The organism is Fibrella arboris (assembly GCF_041321095.1).
In the GTDB taxonomy this organism is placed as follows: domain Bacteria; phylum Bacteroidota; class Bacteroidia; order Cytophagales; family Spirosomataceae; genus Fibrella; species Fibrella arboris.
This window is the reverse complement of sequence record NZ_JBGGWE010000003.1, coordinates 65,149-84,977: the sequence shown is the minus strand read 5'-3', so window position 1 is coordinate 84,977 and position 19,829 is coordinate 65,149. Positions and strand designations below refer to the sequence as shown.

Below are 19,829 nucleotides of genomic sequence, written 5' to 3'. Positions count from 1 at the left end.
AAATAGGTTACAGTCGTCCGTTTGCAGTTGTTTTGCTTTGGCGATAGACGGTGCCTTTGCTAAGCAACTAAAAACGGACGACTGTAAACTGTAAACTTCTTTGCTAAGCACAAAAAAAAGTTAGATGCAAAGCATCTAACTTTTCGGAACCTTCCTCTTTTTAACCAAAAACTACTCAATCAATTCATTTGTTTAGGAAATACTACACAAATTTCCTGGTGATGAAATGCATTACGACACCTTACGACGCGAAATGAGCGTATACGTGTAGTTTGCTTTTGAGTTCTTTCCGGGCAATGTGAATACGGTTTTTAACCGTCCCGATGGGAATATCAAGCTTTGCCGCAATCTCGTGGTACTTGAAGCCCCGGAAGTGCATCATAAAGGGCGTCCGGTAGGTATCATCAAGGTTGTTTACTGCCCGAGCAATGTCTTCCTGTGCAAAGGACGAGTAGGCCAGATTATCTGTGCTGCTGTCCGTTGAGTTTATATAATGCAAGTTATCAGTCGTATCAATAAAGGTGTTCTTACGAACCATACGCTGATAATTTGTGATAAACGTATTTTTCATGATCGTGTACAACCAGGCTTTCAGGTTGGTACCGTCTGTGTATTTGTCGCGGTTGGTATACGCTTTCAACAGCGTATCCTGCAACAAGTCATTAGCGTCTTCCGAATCTTTCGTCAAACGGAGCGCGAACGGGCGCAGTGATTTTGATACTTTGCCAATGTGATATGTGAATTCGAGCGCAGTCATGAGTACGAAAAGTTTTGTTGAATCAATCTTGATGACAATTAGACAAATTCTTGACCAAGTTTTTAGATACGCAGCTAATTCCTGTTTTTAAAATGCTAATCAATTACTAGACAGGTAATTAAGTACGGTAATGTATGTGTGCCAATAGGCCAGTGAACTAGTGAATGCTCCTGTCGTGGGTAATAATTTCCCCAGTTTGTGGAATCCAACCCGAGCGCTTTGTTGAACTATTGCCCATCAAAGGTTAAACAAAAATATATTTTTACAAAAAACTCCCGTAAATGCAGGCCTGTTGGCTCAGAAATGTGTTACCAATTTTGTTGCAACTTTGTTGCGAAAACATACGGGGATGGGTAGAAGAGGATTTTTAAGTTCGTTGATGCAAGTGGCGAGTCATATTGCCACTGTGTTTCTTGTTGTGGTGGGTAATCCGTTCCCCAGTATAGGGCAGACAAGGTGCGACTGTTTCATAAAGGGGCAGGTACTTGACCGGGAGACCAGGCAGCCCATCCCAGGCGTCACTTTACAGCTAAGAGAAACCGGGCAGGGCATTGCCACCGACACGGAAGGGAATTATCGGTTTTCCCAGTTGTGTGAGGGCACTTATACGCTGGTAGCGCGGATTGTTGGCTATCATGAGATCCAACAGTTGGTGAATCTGACACATCTGCCAAGCGGCACGCAGCACGATATGCTTTTGTCGGAGGAGGTCCAACATCTACAGAATGTAACGGTGACGGCGCAAAAAACAGAGGCGTTGGCAAGTCAGGCAATAGTGGCTATCCAGGGGCGGGGGCTGGAACAAACACGGGGCCAAACGCTGGGCGACGCTTTAAAGAACCTGACAGGGGTAACGACGCTTCAGACGGGCTCTTCGGTTGTAAAGCCGGTAATTCACGGTATGCATAGCAGCCGCGTTCTGATTTTGAACAACGGTATCCGGCAGGAAGGGCAGCAATGGGGATCCGAACACGGTCCCGAAATAGATCCGTTTGTCGCCAGTCGTTTGTCAGTAATCAAAGGGGCGGCAGGTGTCCGTTATGGGTCAGATGCGATCGGCGGGGTAATTTTGGTTGAACCGGCCTTACTTCCCACGGCCGGAGGCACACACGGACAGATAAATTTGGCAGGCTTCACTAACGGTCAGCAAGGGGTCGTATCCGCCCAGACAGAAGGCGGCTTTGGCACCCTGTTGGCTTCTGGAATAAGTCGTTTTGGCTGGCGTATACAGGGGACGGTGAAAGAAGGAGGCAATTTGAGAACACCGACCTACTACCTGGACAATACGGGTGTACGGGAGCGAAACGGGTCGGCGGCTTTTATGTACCGCGCAGAAAAATGGCAGTCAGAAGTATTTTACAGCCGTTTCTCGTCAGCGATCGGTATTTTCTCAGGCTCACATATCGGAAGTCTGACAGATCTTCAGCAAGTAATAAACAGTGGCGAGCCAATACTAAAGGCTGGATTTAGCTATTCGATTGGACGGCCCAGTCAGGATATCACGCATGACCTGCTGAAGTGGCGCACTGCGTATACGACTGCTTCGGGCGCAAATTGGACGATGACCCTGGCCCGACAAACAGATGATCGGCTGGAATATGACCTCCATCTACCCAGAAATGACTCGCTGGCTTCGCTGAATCGGCCTGAACTACGTTTCCAGCTAACTACCTACACCGCCGACCTGGTTCGTGAAAGGCAATTGCGCACGAATCGGAGCAGCACAGTTGGGGTGAGTGGCCTATACCAATATAATATCATGACGGGGCGACCACTGATTCCTAACTTTCAACTGGCCACGCTCGGTGCCTTCTGGATCAACAAAGTGAGACATGGCTTGTGGGAATATGAACTGGGGCTGCGCCTGGACTGGCGTAGACTACAAATTTTCAGGTACGTTAGCGGCGCCAACGGGCGGGTTTATGATGCCCCCACGTTTGTCTTTGCCAGCCCTTCAGGTACGTTAGGGGCCACGCGCTACCATAACGACCACTGGACTACCCGAATAAACGTAGGAACGGCCTGGCGCCCACCCAATATAAGCGAATTGTTTAGCGACGGTGTTCATCACGGGGCCGCAGCGTATGAGCAAGGTGACGCTGGTTTACGCCCGGAAACAAACCTTAACCTGAACGTAACAACCGAATGGCGCAGCGACCGGGTACAGGCAGCGGTAGATCTGTATTATAATTTCATCCACAATTACATCTACCTGCGTCCGCAGCCTGAGCCAATTCTAACGGTGCGGGGGGCATTCCCTTATTTTAAATACACCCAGACCGATGCCATCTATACCGGTGTCGATGCTACCGTTGATGTGAAAATAGGCACGCGCTGGGCCTGGACAACAAAGCCTGCTTACCTCTATGTGCAGGACACGCGGGTGAATCAGCCGCTTGTGATGATTCCACCAAATCGGTGGGAGAATACCATTCGCTATGCGTTGATGAGGCCGGAAAGGCCCGGGCGCTGGCGGGATCCTTATATAAGTGTGGGAAATCTGCTGGTCGCTCAGCAAAAACGAGTGCCTGCCAACAGCGATTTTTCGCCGCCGCCACCTGCCTATAGTCTGTGGACAGCGTCGGTTGGCAGCACCATTGCGTTTACTGATGAGCAAAGTGCAGAAATCAGCCTGACCGCTACCAACCTGTTTGACAGACAATACCGCGATTATCTGAACCGCTTTCGGTATTATGCCAATGACCTGGGGCGTAACATAGCAGTCAGGTTAAGATGGAGCTTCTAATCAAGTTGTGGCCAGAGTGCAACGGCATTACTCAACGAAGATCCACAACCTCGACACCGGGATATTTAGCTTTGTCGAAAACAAAATAGCTGTCGGCCAGATTGGGATTTGGCGTGAACTTGCTGATGGTATAGACCGTGCGTTTGCCGTTTTTATCCGTAATCTGCCAGCTTTTCACCGACTTGTCGGCCCGATCAACACTGATTTGTACGTTGGCTATTTGCGTATTTTTTTTCTCAGGTTTCAACTCTATGACATCCAGCACGCGCCCTGCTGCTTTTTGCTCCCGGACATAGCTGTAATTGAATCCTTTTTTATACATCGTATAAATTTTGGTCGGATTGAAGTCGCCGGTTGCGCTGGCATCATAATCCTGAACGTTCACTTCGTTCGATTCCTTGACATACGTCGACATCACTTTACCATCGGTGAACACTTCCTGACCAGCTGTTTTCAACCGAAACATTTTACCCTTCACGGCAATATCGCCTTTATAGGTCTCACGATCAGCGCTATAGCTGAAAGCCGCCTGATAACTGGTCAGGGCTTTGAACCGGGCGCTCATGGCATCGAGGACAGCTTCGGCACGCTTATCTTTCTGAGCTAGTAACGATCCGGTAGTAGATAGAAGGATAAGACCGATAAATGCTAATTGTTTCATTCGTTGGGAGAGATAGTCAAGTTGATTAGTCATGCTACTACTAGTTAGACGTGCGAACCTACTGAAAAGTTTAACAGATTCAGCAGCGTTCAGCCAGATGCGCTAAACCCATAACCTCATTTGCGTATATGGCCAGAATGAATTGAGGTGTATATTAGCAGTAGTGATACGTACCGTAACGACTTGACAGTAACTAAAATGAAGAAGCCAGTAATTTTTCTGGTTGATGACGATGAAGATGATGTGTACTTAGCTCGACTGACCTTTGCCGCACATTTTCCGGAGTGGACACTTACCAGTTTTGATGATGGGCAAGCATTGATTGATCATTTTGCAACCCACCCAGGCAACCCGTTACCAGATCTGATTATTTTGGATCTAAACATGCCCCGGCTTACTGGATTTGAGACACTTACTATTCTGAAGCGACATCACCAGTGGAAAAAAGTACCCGTAGCCATTCTGAGTACATCCAGTAACGCAGATGATCGGTCGCGAAGTGAGGCCATGGGCGCCTGCACTTTTTTAGTCAAACCTCCCTCCGTTGAGCAGTTGGCTTTGTTAATCAGGGAGGGGCAGGCTAGTTGCAATCCGGGTACTTAATGTCGGATACCTGAGAATTTATACTTACTATTTGCTATCATTTAGTACTATTGGGAGAGTAAAATCTGCCGTACGAAATGATAAGACGATTTACATACATCCAGCGCTTAGGCACTGTTTTGACTGGGTTGTTCATGTCGGTGATCACACTGGCACAATCACCGTCTAACCTGACTACCAACATACCCTGGGATGAAGACGCAGGTACGTCTGGCCAACAGGCAACCTATGCCGGGGTAGTGGCTATCCAGAACGCCGTCAACAACGCCCGTCGGCAGGAGGAAATACAACTGAGCCTGGCTACGAACAGCCTGGGTGCGCTCACGCTTCCTGGTGGCTGGTCGGGCTTCACCAACAACGAAAAAGCCTATACGCTGCTGAATGCTGAGCGCACCGCACGAGCAGGCATTACGTATGCGTCGGGTACCGTGTTGGGATTGCCTTTTGAAGCCAGCGACGCAAACCTCAGCGCCATGGCACAAGCCCATGCGAATTACCTGAAGGCCAATAATTTATTTACACATACGGGGGCAGGGGGCACTTCACCGTTTCAGCGTATTCAGGCGGTATATCCACAAACAACACCGGCCTGTAGCGAATTTCTGGCAAGAGCCGAGAACATCGCCATTTTTGCTAGTAGCGGTTCGTCGGGTAATCCGCTGATTATTGAACGGGCCATTTACAACTGGATCTATAACGATAGCAGCTCATCGTGGGGGCATCGCGAGGCTTGCCTGTCGCAGGATAAGGACCTGACCAATAATAGCTCGCTTTACGGCTTTAAAAATAACTACGGTTCTTCGGCGTCGGAAGGGTTTGTGAGCATTGCTACGGCCGGGGCAACCGACGGAAGTTACCCCTATTTCGGCGCTGGATTTCCAAGTGTCGATGTGGTTGTACTGATGATTATGGATCCGGTGTCGAGTGCGCTGGCAATGGCCAATGGCTGCCCTTACAATCTGTCTACGCCCGCCTTACCTGTTGAGTTGCATTCGTTCAGGGTGTCGCTGACACCAGCTAATCAGGTACGTATCGACTGGGAGACTGCATCGGAGCAGAATAGCAGCCAGTTTGTAGTTGAACGCAGTCGTGACCTTCTCCATACTAGCGAGATAGCGATAATCGATGCCGCAGGATTAGCTAAAGGCCGAAAAAGTTATGTAGCGTACGATACCGCACCGTTACCGGGCATAGCCTACTATCGACTGAAACAGGTAGACCGGGAAGGAGCTGCCGAATTTTTTCGTTGGCTCTCCATCTCCTATGTACCTGACACGTTTGCCGTAGTTTACCCAAACCCAAGCGACGGTTTCTATCTGCGTGTACGACTGGCCGCAACTGACCCGGCCACTGTCAGCTTATCCGACCTGCTTGGCCGCCAGCTGGCTGTCAATAGTCAGCAAAATGATCTGGATGGCCTGACAATACAACCCACTACTCAGCTACTGGCTGGTAGGTATCTGCTGTCTATCCGCCAGAATGGGGTGGTAGTTAGTAAGCATGTCATAATCAGGTAGCCAACAGGTGGGGCGTTGTTGCCACTGGCCCACCTGTTCATTTAGCCCAGATTTTTCAACATCTCTTCAAGATGAACCATGTCGTGAACCAGTACGTCGCGGGCTTTGCTGCCTTCAAATGGCCCAACAATGCCTGCTTTCTCGAGCTGGTCAATCAGCCGACCTGCCCGGTTGTAGCCGAGTTTCAGTCGCCGTTGAATCAGTGAGGTACTTCCCTGCTGATGCGTCACGATCAGCCGCGCGGCCTCGTCGAACATGGCATCACGGTTGGCTAGGTCTACGTCTTTGTCATCAGTGGTATTGCCACTGTCTTCGCCGTAGAACTCCGGTAACGGATAGGCATCGTCGTAACCCCGTTGCCCGCCTACAAAGCCGCATATTTCTTCAATCTCGTTCGTATCGACAAACGGGCACTGCAACCGGATGATGTCGGAATTCGACGACAGCAGCATATCACCCATACCAACAAGCTGCTCGGCCCCTCCGGCATCCAGAATGGTTCGCGAGTCTATTTTTGACGTCACTTTGAAGGAGAGACGCGCCGGGAAGTTGGCCTTGATCAAGCCCGTGATGACGTTGACCGAAGGCCGTTGCGTGGCCACAACCAGGTGAATGCCAATAGCCCGGGCCAACTGCGCCAGCCGGGCAATAGGCTGTTCTACTTCCTTACCGGCGGTCATCATCAGGTCGGCCAACTCATCGATGATCAGCACAATGTACGGCAGGTACCGGTGGCCCTTTTCGGGGTTCAGCCGACGATGCGTGAACTTGGTGTTGTATTCCTTGATGTTCCGCACCTCGGCGTCTTTCAACAGATCGTACCGGTTGTCCATCTCGATACAAAGCGAGTTGAGCGTATTCACCACCTTTTTCGTATCGGTGATGATTGCCTCGTCGGCATCGGGTAGTTTGGCCAGAAAATGGCGCTCAATTTTATTGAACAGGGTCAACTCCACTTTCTTGGGGTCAACCAGGACAAACTTCAACTGCGCCGGGTGCTTTTTATACAGCAGGCTGGTCAGCAAGACGTTCAGGCCGACCGACTTGCCTTGTCCCGTGGCCCCAGCCATTAGTAGGTGAGGCATTTTGGCCAGGTCGACAACCAAAATCTCGTTTGAGATGGTTTTGCCCAGCACTACCGGCAAATCCATACTTGCCTTCTGGAATTTTTCGGATACCATCATCGACCGCATCGAGACCATCTCCCGGTTCTTATTCGGCACTTCAATACCGATGGTACCCTTGCCAGGCATGGGAGCGATAATACGTATGCCCAGCGCCGCCAGATTCAGGGCAATATCATCTTCCAGGCTCTTGATCTTGGAGATACGTACCCCGTCGGCCGGCACAATCTCGTACAACGTCACCGTTGGCCCGATAGTGGCATGAATTCGCTGGATACCGATGTTGAATTTCGCCAGCGTATCAACAATTCGGTCTTTGTTTGCTTCCAGTTCATCGGCAGAGACCTGTGCTTTGCTGTTCTCCGGGTAGTTGGTCAGCAGGTCAACGGTGGGATACTGGTAATTAGGCAGGTCGAGTGTCGGGTCATATAAGCCGTGTTGGGCTACCAGGTCACCGGCGAACATATCCGGTTCGAAAGGCGGCGTTATGACGGGGGGCGTTTCCGCAATATCCGCCAGCTCCATCCCTTCGGCAACGGTCAATACCAGGTTACCCGCCCCGATAGTTGCAGTCGACGGTTTGGTGGTTGGATAAGGAGAAAGTAGGTCAACGGAAGTCGACGGTGGCTCAACAGTCAGCGAGTAATCAGAAGCAGTGGCATAAGCAGGCTCCTCGGCGACAGGGACAGCCTCCTGCGTTGTTTCTCCGAAAGATTCAGGGACTTCCGGTTCGTCGTAGGTATCTGTTGCAGCGTTGTAATTACCCGATGGCTGCGATGGCGGTTCACTATAGCCATCGGCAACATCAGCCAGCTGAGGTCGGCTAAAGAGAGAGAGGCTGGTAATATTGAAGAAGAACAGCAGGAATACGAAGCCCAGGAAGCCAATCAATACAATGCTGCCGAAGCCGAGCAGCCCATACAGCAGTCGATTCAGCTCATAGCCAACGCCGCCACACCAGACGCTTCCCTCGCTGACAGTTCCGGTAGCCATCACTACGTACCCAAGCACCAGGCTTATCCAGACGGCGAGAAATAAAACAGCCTGTGTTGTGCGGGCCAGGGGAAGAGGCTCACGCCCGGAGGTAAGTTTAAAGCCTGCCAGAAACACAACGATGGGTAACCCCAACGCGCCCACGCCAAACCAGCGGAACATAAATACATGGGCTACATGGGCACCTAGCAACCCCACCCAATTTTGTACATCTTTGCCCGCTTCTTTCACTGATTCGTCGGCGCCAATCAGGCTCTGATCGGCCGGCCCGCTGAAGAGGTAGGAAATGAAGGCCACCAGCAGCCCGATGCTCAGGAGCATCAGCAGCACGCCAACAGACAGATTGGTGCGCTCATCGGCACGTACACGATCAAAAGGTAATGTCCAGTTTCGGCTGGGTACGTCGGCAGCTTTGTCGCGTTTTGAGGTGCCACGGCGCGCGCCGTCGGCACTTTCGGAGCGACGGGTATTCTGGCGAGTTTGGGCAGTAGTGGACTGGGCCATTTTCTGTTGCGAAAAGATTGGGTCGGCTATGTAAAAGTAACGTCTCTTGGGCCGATCAGCGTGGACGATGCTTAATTTTTTGACTAAATCGGTCCACCTTTACCGAACGTATCTACCACTCAGTTACTTATGACGGCCCTTGCCTCTTTCCGTGTTGATCGACCAGTGCCCTGGCTCCTGCAACCCATCTACGGAGAAACAACCAGGTATACATCATTACTATTCATCCATGGAGGTACCGGCCTGATTACCGGATTACTATGGTGGATTTTTCGACATGATCCCGAACTACAGTCTCCCGAGTCGGTCCAAGTGGCCATGTGGGTACTCTGGGATCTGGCAGGAGGTAGTCTAGCCCATCTTACGCGAACCAATCATCAGTACTGGGCCAGATTGCCAACCGAAATGCGACTGCTGGCGCTGGCGAGCATGGCCTGGCAACCTATAGTTCTGGTGCTTATGTTCGATCAGCCGATGTTAATGCTGGTCGAACTGCACCTGTTTGCTGGCATTGCCTTCTGGCTGGTCTCGCGTGTTCCACTTTACCCTGTACTCGCCGGGGCAATGGTGATGGCACTCGGGCTCACCTACCAGTTAAGCTTGCCACCGGTTATGGCACTGCTAACCGTCTTTTATTGCCTAAAAGCAGTAATCGCATACCGTCCTGAGCGGAAACTGCCAACTGAGATACCGATTCGTCAGGCAGTTCAATAACGGAATTGCCACCACACAGGGTAGCCTGGAGCGGTGGTGTTATGTGAACATTACTACGTATGGTAGACAGGTATGCCCTTTTTAAGGCTTACACGGTAAGACTGACCAGTTTGTAACCAGCCAGTTTAAATGGATAAATGGCCATTTTGTTAAGATTACTCGTTTTTTCTTTGCACATTCTTAACTGTGCCAATTAGTTAAGAACGAAGCCGCCATCTCAATTTTGTGGGTCTATACACGGTCGTTTACTGACGATACCGGTCATGACACGTCGTGTCGACAATACCCATCTATGTTGAGAGTCATCTACCTTAGTCTATGTAGTTGTTTGCTGCTGTTACCCGCCTGGGCTGGTACTATTCGGGGTAAAGCCATCGATGCGTCGACGGGTGAGCAACTGATTGGCGCGGTAATCCGCCTGGAGAACACTAATTTCAACGCCGTCTCTGAACTCGACGGATCGTTTCAGCTGCGGAACGTACCTGAAGGGCGCTACCAGCTCAAAATCAGCTACATCAGCTACAAAACAAGTACGCGTACGGTGGTGGTCGGCGGGCCTGACCCCCTGGCGCTTATACTCGCGCTGGAGCCCGACGACAAGCAGACACTGAGCGAGATCGTGGTTACGCAAAAGCGGGACGGGTTCAGCGATAATACCGCCCGAACGCTGGAACGCAATGCCTTACAGGTAACCAACATCGTTTCGGGGCGAACCATCGAGCTGTCGCCTGACCTGACGGTTGCCAACGTCATTCAGCGCGTCTCGGGGATATCGGTCGAACGAAACAGCAACGGTGACGGCCAGTATGCCATTGTGCGGGGCATGGACAAACGGTACAATTACACGCTGGTCAATGGGGTGAAGATCCCCAGCCCCGACAACCGGTACAGGTACGTTCCCCTCGACATTTTCCCGTCTGAATTACTGGAGCGGCTCGAGGTGTACAAGGCCCTGCTACCCAGCCAGGAGGGCGATGCCATTGGCGGCGCTGTGAATATGGTCATGCGCGATGCCCCCAGCCAGCGTTACATACAGGCCAACCTGGCAACGGGCTATTCGGGGCTGTTTATCAACCGCGATTTCACCCGCTTCGATACACGGAACATAGCCGCGCAATCGCCCTATGAGCGGCTGGGTAATCAATATAGTGCCACCGCCGGTGATTTCAACAGGGCATCGGCAACCTACACAAACGGGCACCCGGCCCCTAACCTGATGGGTGGGTTTGCCATTGGCAACCGCTTTCTGGGCCAAAAGCTGGGTGTTATGCTGGCGGGCAGCTTTCAGAATACATACCGGGGAAGCAACAGCCTGTTTGCCGACGGCGATGTGGCAGACACCCTGCGCGGTATTGTGCTGACGAAGCAAAGCGAACGCCTGTATTCGGAACAGCAAACCCGCTACGGCCTGCACAGTAAGCTGGACCTGCGCCTCAATCCGGGCACGAAGCTCCAGTGGTACAATGCGTACATTAACCTGACCAACGCCCAGGTTCGCGACACTAAAACCACCGAACTGGCCATTGGCGGCTACAATCCTGAACAGGGCAATGCGTCGCTCACGTACGCCACCCGCTCCCGCCTGACCAGGCAGGCGATCTTCACCAGCACACTCCAGGGAACGCATAAGTTACCGGCCAGCCTGACCATCAACTGGTCGGCGGTCTATTCCAGCGCTACCAACGCGGTGCCCGACCAAACCAACATTCCCCTGCTGGGCATCCGAAAATCGTTTGTCGATACCCGCACAACGGTAAATGACGGCTATCGCCGCTGGGAACACAATTCTGACCAGGATCTGGCTGGCTACCTGAACGTAACCTGGAACCGCCCGATCGCCGGTTTACCCGTCGAGTGGATGCTTGGTGGGTTGTTCCGTGATAAAACGCGCACGAACTTCTACAACAACTACACCGTTCGGCCAGCCAATGTGTTCGCCCAGTACGGGGTCGACTTTACCAGCTACAACCAGATCAACTGGACCATTCAGAACCCACTGGGGTCGGTCGCATCGGCGCTGAATTATGAGGCCACCGAGCAGACTTCGGCGGGGTATCTGCAATTCCGTACCACCGGCCAGCCGCTCGAACTGGTTGGTGGCCTGCGGGTTGAACATACCGATCAGGGGTACGCCATGAAGTTTCCGATTGGTGAAGATTTTCCGGTTGGCAAACAGGTCTATACCGATCTTCTGCCCAGTCTGCATGCCCGCCTGCAACGCGGCAACGCCAACTGGCGGGCTTCGTATTTCCGGTCGCTGAACCGACCCGGCTTTTTCGAGATCGTTCCGTACCGGATTGTCAATGAAGAATACCAGGAGCGGGGTAATCCCAATTTGAAGCGGGCCATTGCCGATAACATTGACCTGCGGTACGAGCTTTTCCCGCGACCGCTGGAGCAGTTCATGGTCGGGCTTTTTTATAAGCACATTCAGGACCCGATCGAATACACGCTCCAAAAAGACGCCATCCGGGGGCAGGACATCTACTACTCGCCAGGCAACTTCGGCACGGCCCGGAACTACGGCCTTGAAATCGACGCCATCAAGTATATCCGCAGATGGGGCCTGAAGGCCAACTACACCTATACGAACTCAAGGATCACGACGCCAAAATCAAAGCGGATACGAAATGCACAGGGCGATCTGGAAACGATCACCGTTAGCCAGACGCGCCCGCTCTACGGGCAATCTGCCCACGTGGGTAACCTATCGCTGCTCTATAAAGACGGCGATCATGGACTGGACCTGCAACTGGCGGCCAGCTACTCCGGTGAGCGAATCAGTACGGTGGCTCAGTTTGTCGACAATGATCTGTGGCAGAAAGGCTTCGTGCAAATGGATGCCTCGCTCGAAAAACGGGTAGGGAGGCCAGCCGCTGGCGGAGCAGCAGGCGGGTTCATGCTGTTTGCCAAAGCCAACAACCTGCTGAATACGCCCACCGAAATTTTTATAAAGAACACCAACCCCAGAAATGCAGGCGTACCCGACCAGAACATCGCGTCGGGGCAGACGCTGATCCGACGCGATTTCTACCAGCAGTCGTATCTGATTGGCGTTCGGTATAAGTTGTAATCGACTTATAGACAATCTTTTATCAATCAAAAACAAAATGAAAAACGTAGTAGTACTTGCCGTTGTGCTGGCCGCCGCCATAGCTGGCTGTAAGAAGTCAGACGATAGTGCTGTCACACCCGTTGTGGTGCCGCCTGTCGTGCAGGAGAACGTAGGTGGCGATGTGTCGGGTGTGTGGGCTAAAGGAGGAACGTACAAAATCACGAACCATCTTCAGATTTCGGAAGGCAAATCGCTGACTATTCAGGAAGGAGCCACCGTTATCTTCAGCGACTCGACCGTGAAGCCTGAGTTTATTGTAAAAGGCAACCTGTACGTGCTGGGTACCGACCAGAACCCCGTCAGATTCACTGTGCCCGACGCCTGGAAAACGGCGAAGAACGAGTTCGGAAACCTGTGGGGCGGTATCATTGCCAGCCCTAAGTCGGAAGAGCTGGTGCTGAAAAACGTGATCATGGACTATGGCGGCGCTGTGACAACGGAGAGCTCGCCATCAGTGAAGGCCGGTTTGTACAAAGCTGCTGCCGGGCAGCACGTACCTGCGGTTAACTTCACCAACGTAAACGGAAAGGTGGTGATCATCAACAGTCGGCTGAGCAACCAGAATGAAGATGGTATTTACCTGGAGGGCGGTAAGGTTATTATTGCCAACAATGTGATCTATACGCAGGGTGTGTCGGGTGGTGATGCCATCAATATCAAATCGGGGGTGCAGGCCGACGTAGCCTATAACCTGGTGTATAGCCCCAATACCAACGCCCTGAAACTGTCGAGCACGGGCGACCGCACGCCGCAGGCCTATGTTGTGGCCTACAACAACACGATCGTGAATGCCGGCTGGCGCCGCCCAAGTATCAAGGGAGGTTCGATCTGGGTAGAGGCTGCCGTTCGGGCTACGGTCTACAACAACCTGTTTGTCAATGACCGGTTCGGCGTTAAGCGCGATACGAAGCTTACCGAAGATACCCGCAGCGTTATGGGCAACAATTATTACTATGGGTACACGCAGCAGGGCGTCGACCAGTTTCAGCCTACTGCCGAGATCATTGCCGGTACCAACGATGTAATCGGTAAAAAAGCCGGTGATAACGACCCGAAATTCGTGAACTTCCCCCTCGACAATCCGTCGCTCAACCAGACCTTCAACACGGCCTGGAATTTCAAACTACAGGCTGGTTCTCCTGCGCTGGGTAAAGGAAGCACCACGTTTACCCGGTTATACGCCGACGGTATTACGGTAGGCGGCGTAGTGTACCAGTCACCAGCGCCCGCTTCCTACGTCGGTGCTTACGGAACCAACTAGTGTGTATGTACCGAGGGAGCCTATCACTGTTTATCGGCTTAGCCGTTGTCGCCTGCCAACATCCGGTTCGCCGGGGTGGGCAGGCGACGGCCGACTCTAGCCGGGTCATACAGCCAGTGGCCGTAACCGATTCTGTTCGGCATGATTCGGATGATCCGGCTGTCTGGGTCAATCCGGTCAATGCGGCGCAAAGCCTGATCATCGGTACCGATAAGGATTCGGATGGGGGGCTATACGTGTATGACCTGAACGGCCACCTGTTGCCCGATAAAACGGTTCACGGTCTAAAACGCCCCAACAATGTCGATGTGGAGTATGGCCTGATCCTGAATGGTAAACCCACCGACGTTGTGGTGACTACCGAGCGCGAAACGCACAACCTCCGCATTTTTTCGCTCCCCGATATGCAGCCTGTCGATGGTGGGGGAATTCCCATGTTTGCCGGTGAGACCGGAACAGGTTTCCGCGATCTGATGGGTATTGCGTTGTACCGGAACAAAGCGGGCCTGATCGACGCCATCGTTGGCCGAAAGAGCGGCCCGACCGACGGAACGTACCTGTGGCAGTATCGCCTGACCGACGCAGGCAACGGACAGGTAAAAGCCACGCTACTGCGGAAATTTGGTGACTATAGCGGACGGAAAGAGATTGAATCGATAGCCGTTGATGACCAGCTTGGGTACGTCTACTACTCCGATGAAGGCGTGGGTGTCCGGCAGTATTTCGCTGACCCGGAACGGGGCAACAAGCAACTGGCCCTGTTTGCCACGACTGGTTTTGCCGAAGACCATGAAGGCATCTCGATCTATGCCACGTCAGCCAGCACAGGCTACCTGCTGGTATCTGACCAGGGCGGCGACCGATTCCAGGTTTTCCGGCGAGAAGGGCAGGCGGGGCAACCTTATGCGCATCCGTGGGTACGTACCACACGCGTGCTGGCGCACCAGAGCGACGGCTCCGAAACCATCACCCGGCCTTTGAACAAACAATTCAGGCATGGTTTGTTCATTGCCATGAGCGACAACCGAACCTTCCAGCTATACCGCTGTGAAGATATTCTGGGCGATCTCATCAAGTAAATTGCTCCTTACGCTTTTTAACGAAAAAGGCCCGCTATATAACTAGCGGGCCTTTTTCGTAGCTGGTGCGCTGACTACTTCACTGTGAGGGAGAACGTTAAGTTCACATCGTCGGAGCCGGGCGCCGATGTGCCATTTTTTACAGCCACCCCGTTGACCGGTGGCTGATGGCGAAGACGGACATTGAATTGGCCAGTGCCGGCCGGGCCTGTGGTGGCGGTACCGGTCAATCCGATAGGGAAATTTCGGCTGTCTTTGTCGCCATAGGTATAGGCCAGCAACGTACCTGGATTGGCGGTGTAGACAAACAGGTGTTCATCCTGCTTTTCCTTGATCTCGTTTGTGATATTGTCGGTAGGTGTTTTGCTTTCATCCAGCACCTCAACCGCCAGGCTATAGCTTTTGCCAGCCGTTAGCGTGACCGAATCAAACCGGGTCGGTGCAGCGCCCCCATCCCCGTCTTTATCCTGAAAAGTGAACGCCTGCGTGTTGGCAGTGCCTTGCTCGGTGAAGCGTAACGTCACGGTGGTGATCAGTTCATTTTCGTCGGCCGGTTGCGGGTCCGTTGCCTTATTACAACCATTCAGGAAAAGAAGGCCGCTTAATGCCAGGATCCACCCGGTGTAGGCTATAATATGCCTTTTTTGTGCTTGCTGCATCGTGTTTCTGTTGAGTTTAACGGTACAAACATACGTAAACGCAACGTTGTTGCAAATTAATTTGCAACCTTATTGCATTTAGATAAGTTACCATCTTACTTTTGCCCTACAGCATTCAAATTAGTTATGAAGTTGGACGACGTTGTTGATAAGAAGGCCGATTACATTGGGATTACCGGGTCAGTTTTGTGTCTGATTCACTGCCTGGTTGCCCCGGTACTCGTTATGACATCCAATTTGTTTCATGATGACACATGGCGGGCGGGCTTTTTAGGGCTCGACTATGTCTTCATCGCTGTCAATATCATTGCCGTTTATTTCGCAGCGCGTAACCATACATCATCCGTTATTCGTGCCGCGCTTTGGAGCTTCCTGTTCCTGTTTGCGGTGGGTCTCCTGCTGGAAGACGTCAGTCCGCTGTTTGAATACCTTGCCTATGCCGCATCGACAGGGCTGGTCATTTCGCATTTGGTCAATCTACGCCATCATCGGCTTGCTCACTCACACTGATCATCAATGGTCTAGCAGTAAAAAGGGCGACCAGTCATGGTCGCCCTTTTTACTGCTAGACGGATCTGCGCCTCGCCAGCGAAAAGACCGCAATGAGTACCCAGACCACATTGACCAGTGCCGATGGATAAGCCCCGTGATAATAGGTGTTGACTATAAAGAAAAGACCGCCGATCAGGTTTGCCCATACGTACCGGGGGTCTTTGGCGTCTAAACGGCCCTGGATATTCAGGAAATAAGCCCCGACAATCAGGACAGAGGCAACCCAACCCAGGGTTTCGATGAGGTAATGGAGCATGGTCAGATTAAAAAGTAGCGATCAGCCGAAGAATCAGATCGGGCTTGATGAAAAGCAGCACAACCGGCGGCACCGTAATAGCGAGCGCAATCCATTGCGCTATGGTCAATTGCACAGGCACCGCCGGTACGTTGGCGGGGCGCCGACGGAAAATTAGCAGGAACGGAATCCTGATATAATAAAACAAAGAGATAACGGCGTTGGCCAATCCCAGGCCGAATAGCCAGATCAGCCAGGGATTCCCCGTGGTTTGGTAGGCGCTGAAAAGGGCCGAAAACGACAGCACTTTCGCCGTAAAGCCAACGGTTGGTGGCAAGCCGGTCAGCGCCAGCGCAACAGCAACCAGACAGATGGTGAGTAGGGGCGAGGCACTCATCCGGCCGGCGAAATCAGCGATTTGCAATGAGCCATTGGGGGCCAGTGCGTCGATGAGAAAGAAGGCTGCCAGCGAAATGAACAGGTACGTCGCCATGTAAAACAGCGCCGCCTGAAAGCCCGCATCAGATAAAGCAACAACGCCAACCAGCAAAAATCCCGCCTGCGCGATGGTTGAGTACGCCAGTAGTCGTTTCGCATCGGTCTGCCGCAGGGCGGATAGATTACCGATCAGAATGCCTGCCAGCGCAACCACTGCCAGGGGTGTTTGTAAGCCAGCCACGGGCATAGCTGACAGCAGGCGCATCAAAACCAGCAAAGCAGCCGCCTTAGGCCCAATCGAGAAAAAAGCGGCTACGGGCACTGGAGCGGCTTCGTAGGCATCGGGTGTCCAGATTTGAAAGGGCACTGCCGATAATTTAAACAGCAGCCCGGCCATCGTTAGTAGCCCGGCAACCAGCGCGACAGGCCCGTTTTTGGCCAGCTCTACCCCAAAGACAGCGCTGGTGATATCGAGTGTGCCGGTGAGCCCATACAGAAGTGACATCCCATAGAGCATGACAGCTGAACTGACGGCACCAAACAGCAAATATTTTAAGCCCCCTTCCGACGCTTTCCTATCGCCAACCAGGCCCGTCAATAAGTAAGAGCTGATGGAAACCAGCTCGAGGCTCAGGTAAACAGACAGCAGATTCACGGCCATCGATAGCAGGAACAGGCCCAACACCAGCGCCATGAGCACGGCATACCATTCGGTCGGTAACTGCCGTTTCCCGATGGCCTGCTCCTCATCGCCACGGTGCCAGACGCCCGTTTCCCAGAGCACCACGGCCAGGGCTCCCAACGTAACAACCCCCTTGATCAGTATAGCCTGATTATCGAGGAACAGCAGATCCAGGAACAGCGCCCCCCGGTATGATTCGCCTACGGCCACTACGCCACCAACCAGTAAGCCAAACACGGTAAGCCCGGTTAGCCAGGTACGCGTCCGTTGCTGATTGGCGCGTCTCAACAGCACTAACTCCGCCATCAGTAAGCCACAAAAAGCCAGCGCAAGCCATCCTTCAGCGCTACCGCCGTTAAGACTGTCAAGAATATTCTGTAGTTGATCGGTGAGTGGCATAATGGTAGTAGCAGTAAGCAGCAGCAGGGCTTATCAGGCGGCGACCTACCCCTGCTTATGGCTACTTTTCTAGATCAATCCCTCGCGTTCGGCCTGTTCTTCATAGCCACGCATCTGAATGGGTTTCTGATTCTTCCGAAGTTTTATGTTCAGCACTTCGACCATCAGTGAGAAAGCAATGGCGAAATAGAGATACCCTTTCGGCACGGTACCAACAGGCGAGTTGAAGAACGTTACTTCTGAGAGGTGAGCACCCTCAGCGATCAGCATGAAGCCGATCATGATCAGGAACGAGAGCCCCAGCATTTGAATACTAGGGTGTTCGTTAACGAACCGACCAACAGGGCCAGAAAAGAACATCATGATCAGCACGGATAAAACGACGGCAATGATCATGACAGGTACGTTCTGGGTGAGCCCCACGGCGGTCAGGATGGAGTCAATTGAGAAGACTACGTTGATGATCGCAATCTGGGCCACCACACTCGAAACGGTCGATTTGCCCCCCTTTTTTGCGTCGGCCCCCACTTCATCGCCCTGCGGATCACCTTCGAGTTTATGATGAATTTCAGACGTTGCCTTATATAATAGGAACAGCCCGCCGACAAAGAGAATAATACTTTGCCCGGTTGGGGCAGCAATGAACCAGCCTGTATCAATGTGCGTGAATGGTTTACTCAATGAGATCAGGACCGATATACCGAACAGGAGTGCTACCCGGAAAAGCATGGCCAGCAATAAACCAATATTACGCGCTTTGGGCTGATCGGCGCGGGCCAGCTTGTTCGCGGCAATCGAAATGAAAATGATATTGTCAATGCCCAGTACGATTTCCAAAAACGTGAGGGTGAGCAGGCTGACAATGGCTTCTGCTGTAAACAATTGATCCATAAAGGTTGGTTGTATGAAGTCCCGAAGTTACCGGTGCTACAGGAGCGGTGCAACCGATCTACAGAAATGAACTGCTGTGCCTATGAAAGGTTTGTAGGCGGGATGGCAACGGAAGGGCATGAAAAAACCGCCTGTTGAGCCAACAAGCGGTTTTTTCGTTAATGCGTCTGAATTTATTCAGCAGCAACAGCTACTGGAGCCGCTACCTCAACAGGAACGATGTTCACCATCGACCGGTCAGCGCGACCTTTCGTGAAGAGAACTGTACCGTCGACGAGAGCGAACAGCGTGTGGTCTTTGCCCATACCCACGTTTTTGCCGGGGTGGTGCTTGGTTCCGCGCTGACGGATGATGATGTTACCGGCGATGGCCTTCTGACCACCGAATAATTTGACGCCCAGTCGCTTGCTGATGCTGTCACGGCCGTTCCTTGAACTACCGACGCCTTTCTTGTGTGCCATTTTTGTAAATGGTTTACAGTTTTCAGTTTGCTGTTTTCAGTTGCGCTGCTTGTTAAACCGGAGGGTGCAAAAGCGGAGCAACAGTAAACGGTAAACAGTAAACAGTAAACTGATTTAGACGGTGATGTCGTTAATTTGAACTTTGGTCAGGTACTGACGGTGGCCGTTTTTCTTCTTATAGCCTTTCCGACGTTTCTTTTTGAAGACGATAACTTTCTCGCCTTTCAGGTGCTCGAGGATGGTTGCTGATACGGCTGCGCCTGCCACGGTGGGAGCGCCAACGGTAATAGCACCTTCGTTGTCAACCAGAAGAACTTTAATCTGGTCGGAGGCAAGTGCAGCGTCCACGTCACCACCCAGCCTGTGGGTATAAATGAAGCGGCCCTTCTCGATTTTAAATTGCTGCCCTGCGATCTCTACGATTGCGTACATGATCTT

General features: G+C 52.2%; 17 protein-coding genes. 8 read left to right on the top strand and 9 right to left on the bottom strand.

The window, feature by feature from the left end; genetic code table 11:
• Nucleotides 1-241: 241 nt before the first annotated feature.
• Entirely contained in the window at nt 242-757 is a 516-nt protein-coding gene (locus tag ACAW75_RS05510) for an RNA polymerase sigma factor (protein WP_085412864.1), read from the bottom strand.
• 349 nt (nt 758-1,106) lie between these two features.
• On the opposite strand from ACAW75_RS05510, the gene ACAW75_RS05505 reads away from it, so the two are divergent.
• Complete coding sequence (locus ACAW75_RS05505; RefSeq protein ID WP_370727684.1) at nt 1,107-3,503, top strand: TonB-dependent receptor; 2,397 nt, start codon at nt 1,107-1,109, stop codon at nt 3,501-3,503.
• A gap of 31 nt (nt 3,504-3,534) precedes the next feature.
• On the opposite strand, the gene lolA1 is transcribed toward ACAW75_RS05505, so the two are convergent.
• Entirely contained in the window at nt 3,535-4,164 is a 630-nt protein-coding gene (lolA1, locus tag ACAW75_RS05500; RefSeq protein ID WP_370727683.1) for an outer membrane lipoprotein periplasmic chaperone LolA1, read from the bottom strand.
• A gap of 198 nt (nt 4,165-4,362) precedes the next feature.
• Here lolA1 and ACAW75_RS05495 point away from each other — a divergent pair, with 198 nt between their 5' ends.
• Nucleotides 4,363-4,767, top strand: a complete 405-nt coding sequence (locus tag ACAW75_RS05495) for a response regulator (RefSeq protein ID WP_370727682.1) — start codon at nt 4,363-4,365, stop codon at nt 4,765-4,767.
• A 77-nt stretch (nt 4,768-4,844) separates the two neighbouring features.
• On the top strand, nt 4,845-6,284 hold the full coding sequence (locus ACAW75_RS05490; protein WP_370727681.1) for a T9SS type A sorting domain-containing protein: 1,440 nt from the start codon (nt 4,845-4,847) through the stop codon (nt 6,282-6,284).
• A 41-nt stretch (nt 6,285-6,325) separates the two neighbouring features.
• Here the strand turns inward: ACAW75_RS05490 and ACAW75_RS05485 are convergent, their stop codons facing one another.
• Nucleotides 6,326-8,905 carry an FtsK/SpoIIIE family DNA translocase gene (locus tag ACAW75_RS05485; protein WP_370727680.1) on the bottom strand — a complete coding sequence of 860 codons (2,580 nt, stop codon included), beginning with the start codon at nt 8,903-8,905 and terminating at the stop codon, nt 6,326-6,328.
• 129 nt (nt 8,906-9,034) lie between these two features.
• Between ACAW75_RS05485 and ACAW75_RS05480 the strand changes: the two genes are divergently transcribed.
• From ACAW75_RS05480 to ACAW75_RS05465, 4 genes are all read left to right on the top strand, one after another.
• A complete protein-coding gene (locus tag ACAW75_RS05480) occupies nt 9,035-9,619 on the top strand; it encodes a hypothetical protein (protein WP_370727679.1) in 585 nt (194 codons plus the stop codon).
• Nucleotides 9,620-9,911: 292 nt separating this feature from the next.
• Entirely contained in the window at nt 9,912-12,692 is a 2,781-nt protein-coding gene (locus ACAW75_RS05475; protein ID WP_370727678.1) for a TonB-dependent receptor, read from the top strand.
• A gap of 37 nt (nt 12,693-12,729) precedes the next feature.
• Nucleotides 12,730-13,995, top strand: coding sequence for a right-handed parallel beta-helix repeat-containing protein (locus ACAW75_RS05470; RefSeq protein WP_370727677.1), 1,266 nt, complete (start codon nt 12,730-12,732; stop codon nt 13,993-13,995).
• Nucleotides 13,996-14,000: 5 nt separating this feature from the next.
• A complete protein-coding gene (locus ACAW75_RS05465; RefSeq protein WP_370727676.1) occupies nt 14,001-15,074 on the top strand; it encodes a phytase in 1,074 nt (357 codons plus the stop codon).
• A 74-nt stretch (nt 15,075-15,148) separates the two neighbouring features.
• Here ACAW75_RS05465 and ACAW75_RS05460 read toward each other — a convergent pair whose 3' ends face one another.
• Nucleotides 15,149-15,733 (bottom strand): hypothetical protein, encoded by a 585-nt coding sequence (locus tag ACAW75_RS05460; RefSeq protein ID WP_370727675.1) that lies wholly within the window; start codon nt 15,731-15,733, stop codon nt 15,149-15,151.
• 126 nt (nt 15,734-15,859) lie between these two features.
• Between ACAW75_RS05460 and ACAW75_RS05455 the strand changes: the two genes are divergently transcribed.
• Entirely contained in the window at nt 15,860-16,243 is a 384-nt protein-coding gene (locus tag ACAW75_RS05455) for a MerC domain-containing protein (RefSeq protein WP_370727674.1), read from the top strand.
• A gap of 55 nt (nt 16,244-16,298) precedes the next feature.
• Here ACAW75_RS05455 and ACAW75_RS05450 read toward each other — a convergent pair whose 3' ends face one another.
• The 5 genes from ACAW75_RS05450 to rplU all read right to left on the bottom strand — a co-directional run bounded on the left by ACAW75_RS05450 (nt 16,299) and on the right by rplU (nt 19,823).
• Nucleotides 16,299-16,541, bottom strand: coding sequence for a CBU_0592 family membrane protein (locus tag ACAW75_RS05450; RefSeq protein ID WP_370727673.1), 243 nt, complete (start codon nt 16,539-16,541; stop codon nt 16,299-16,301).
• 7 nt (nt 16,542-16,548) lie between these two features.
• Entirely contained in the window at nt 16,549-18,039 is a 1,491-nt protein-coding gene (locus ACAW75_RS05445) for an NADH-quinone oxidoreductase subunit N (protein ID WP_370727672.1), read from the bottom strand.
• A 69-nt stretch (nt 18,040-18,108) separates the two neighbouring features.
• The gene (locus ACAW75_RS05440; RefSeq protein ID WP_370727671.1) at nt 18,109-18,930 is read right to left on the bottom strand and encodes a TerC family protein; all 822 of its coding nucleotides are present in this window, start codon (nt 18,928-18,930) and stop codon (nt 18,109-18,111) included.
• Nucleotides 18,931-19,103: 173 nt separating this feature from the next.
• On the bottom strand, nt 19,104-19,391 hold the full coding sequence (gene rpmA, locus ACAW75_RS05435) for a 50S ribosomal protein L27 (RefSeq protein ID WP_370727670.1): 288 nt from the start codon (nt 19,389-19,391) through the stop codon (nt 19,104-19,106).
• A 114-nt stretch (nt 19,392-19,505) separates the two neighbouring features.
• On the bottom strand, nt 19,506-19,823 hold the full coding sequence (rplU, locus tag ACAW75_RS05430) for a 50S ribosomal protein L21 (RefSeq protein ID WP_370727669.1): 318 nt from the start codon (nt 19,821-19,823) through the stop codon (nt 19,506-19,508).
• Nucleotides 19,824-19,829 lie beyond the last annotated feature (6 nt).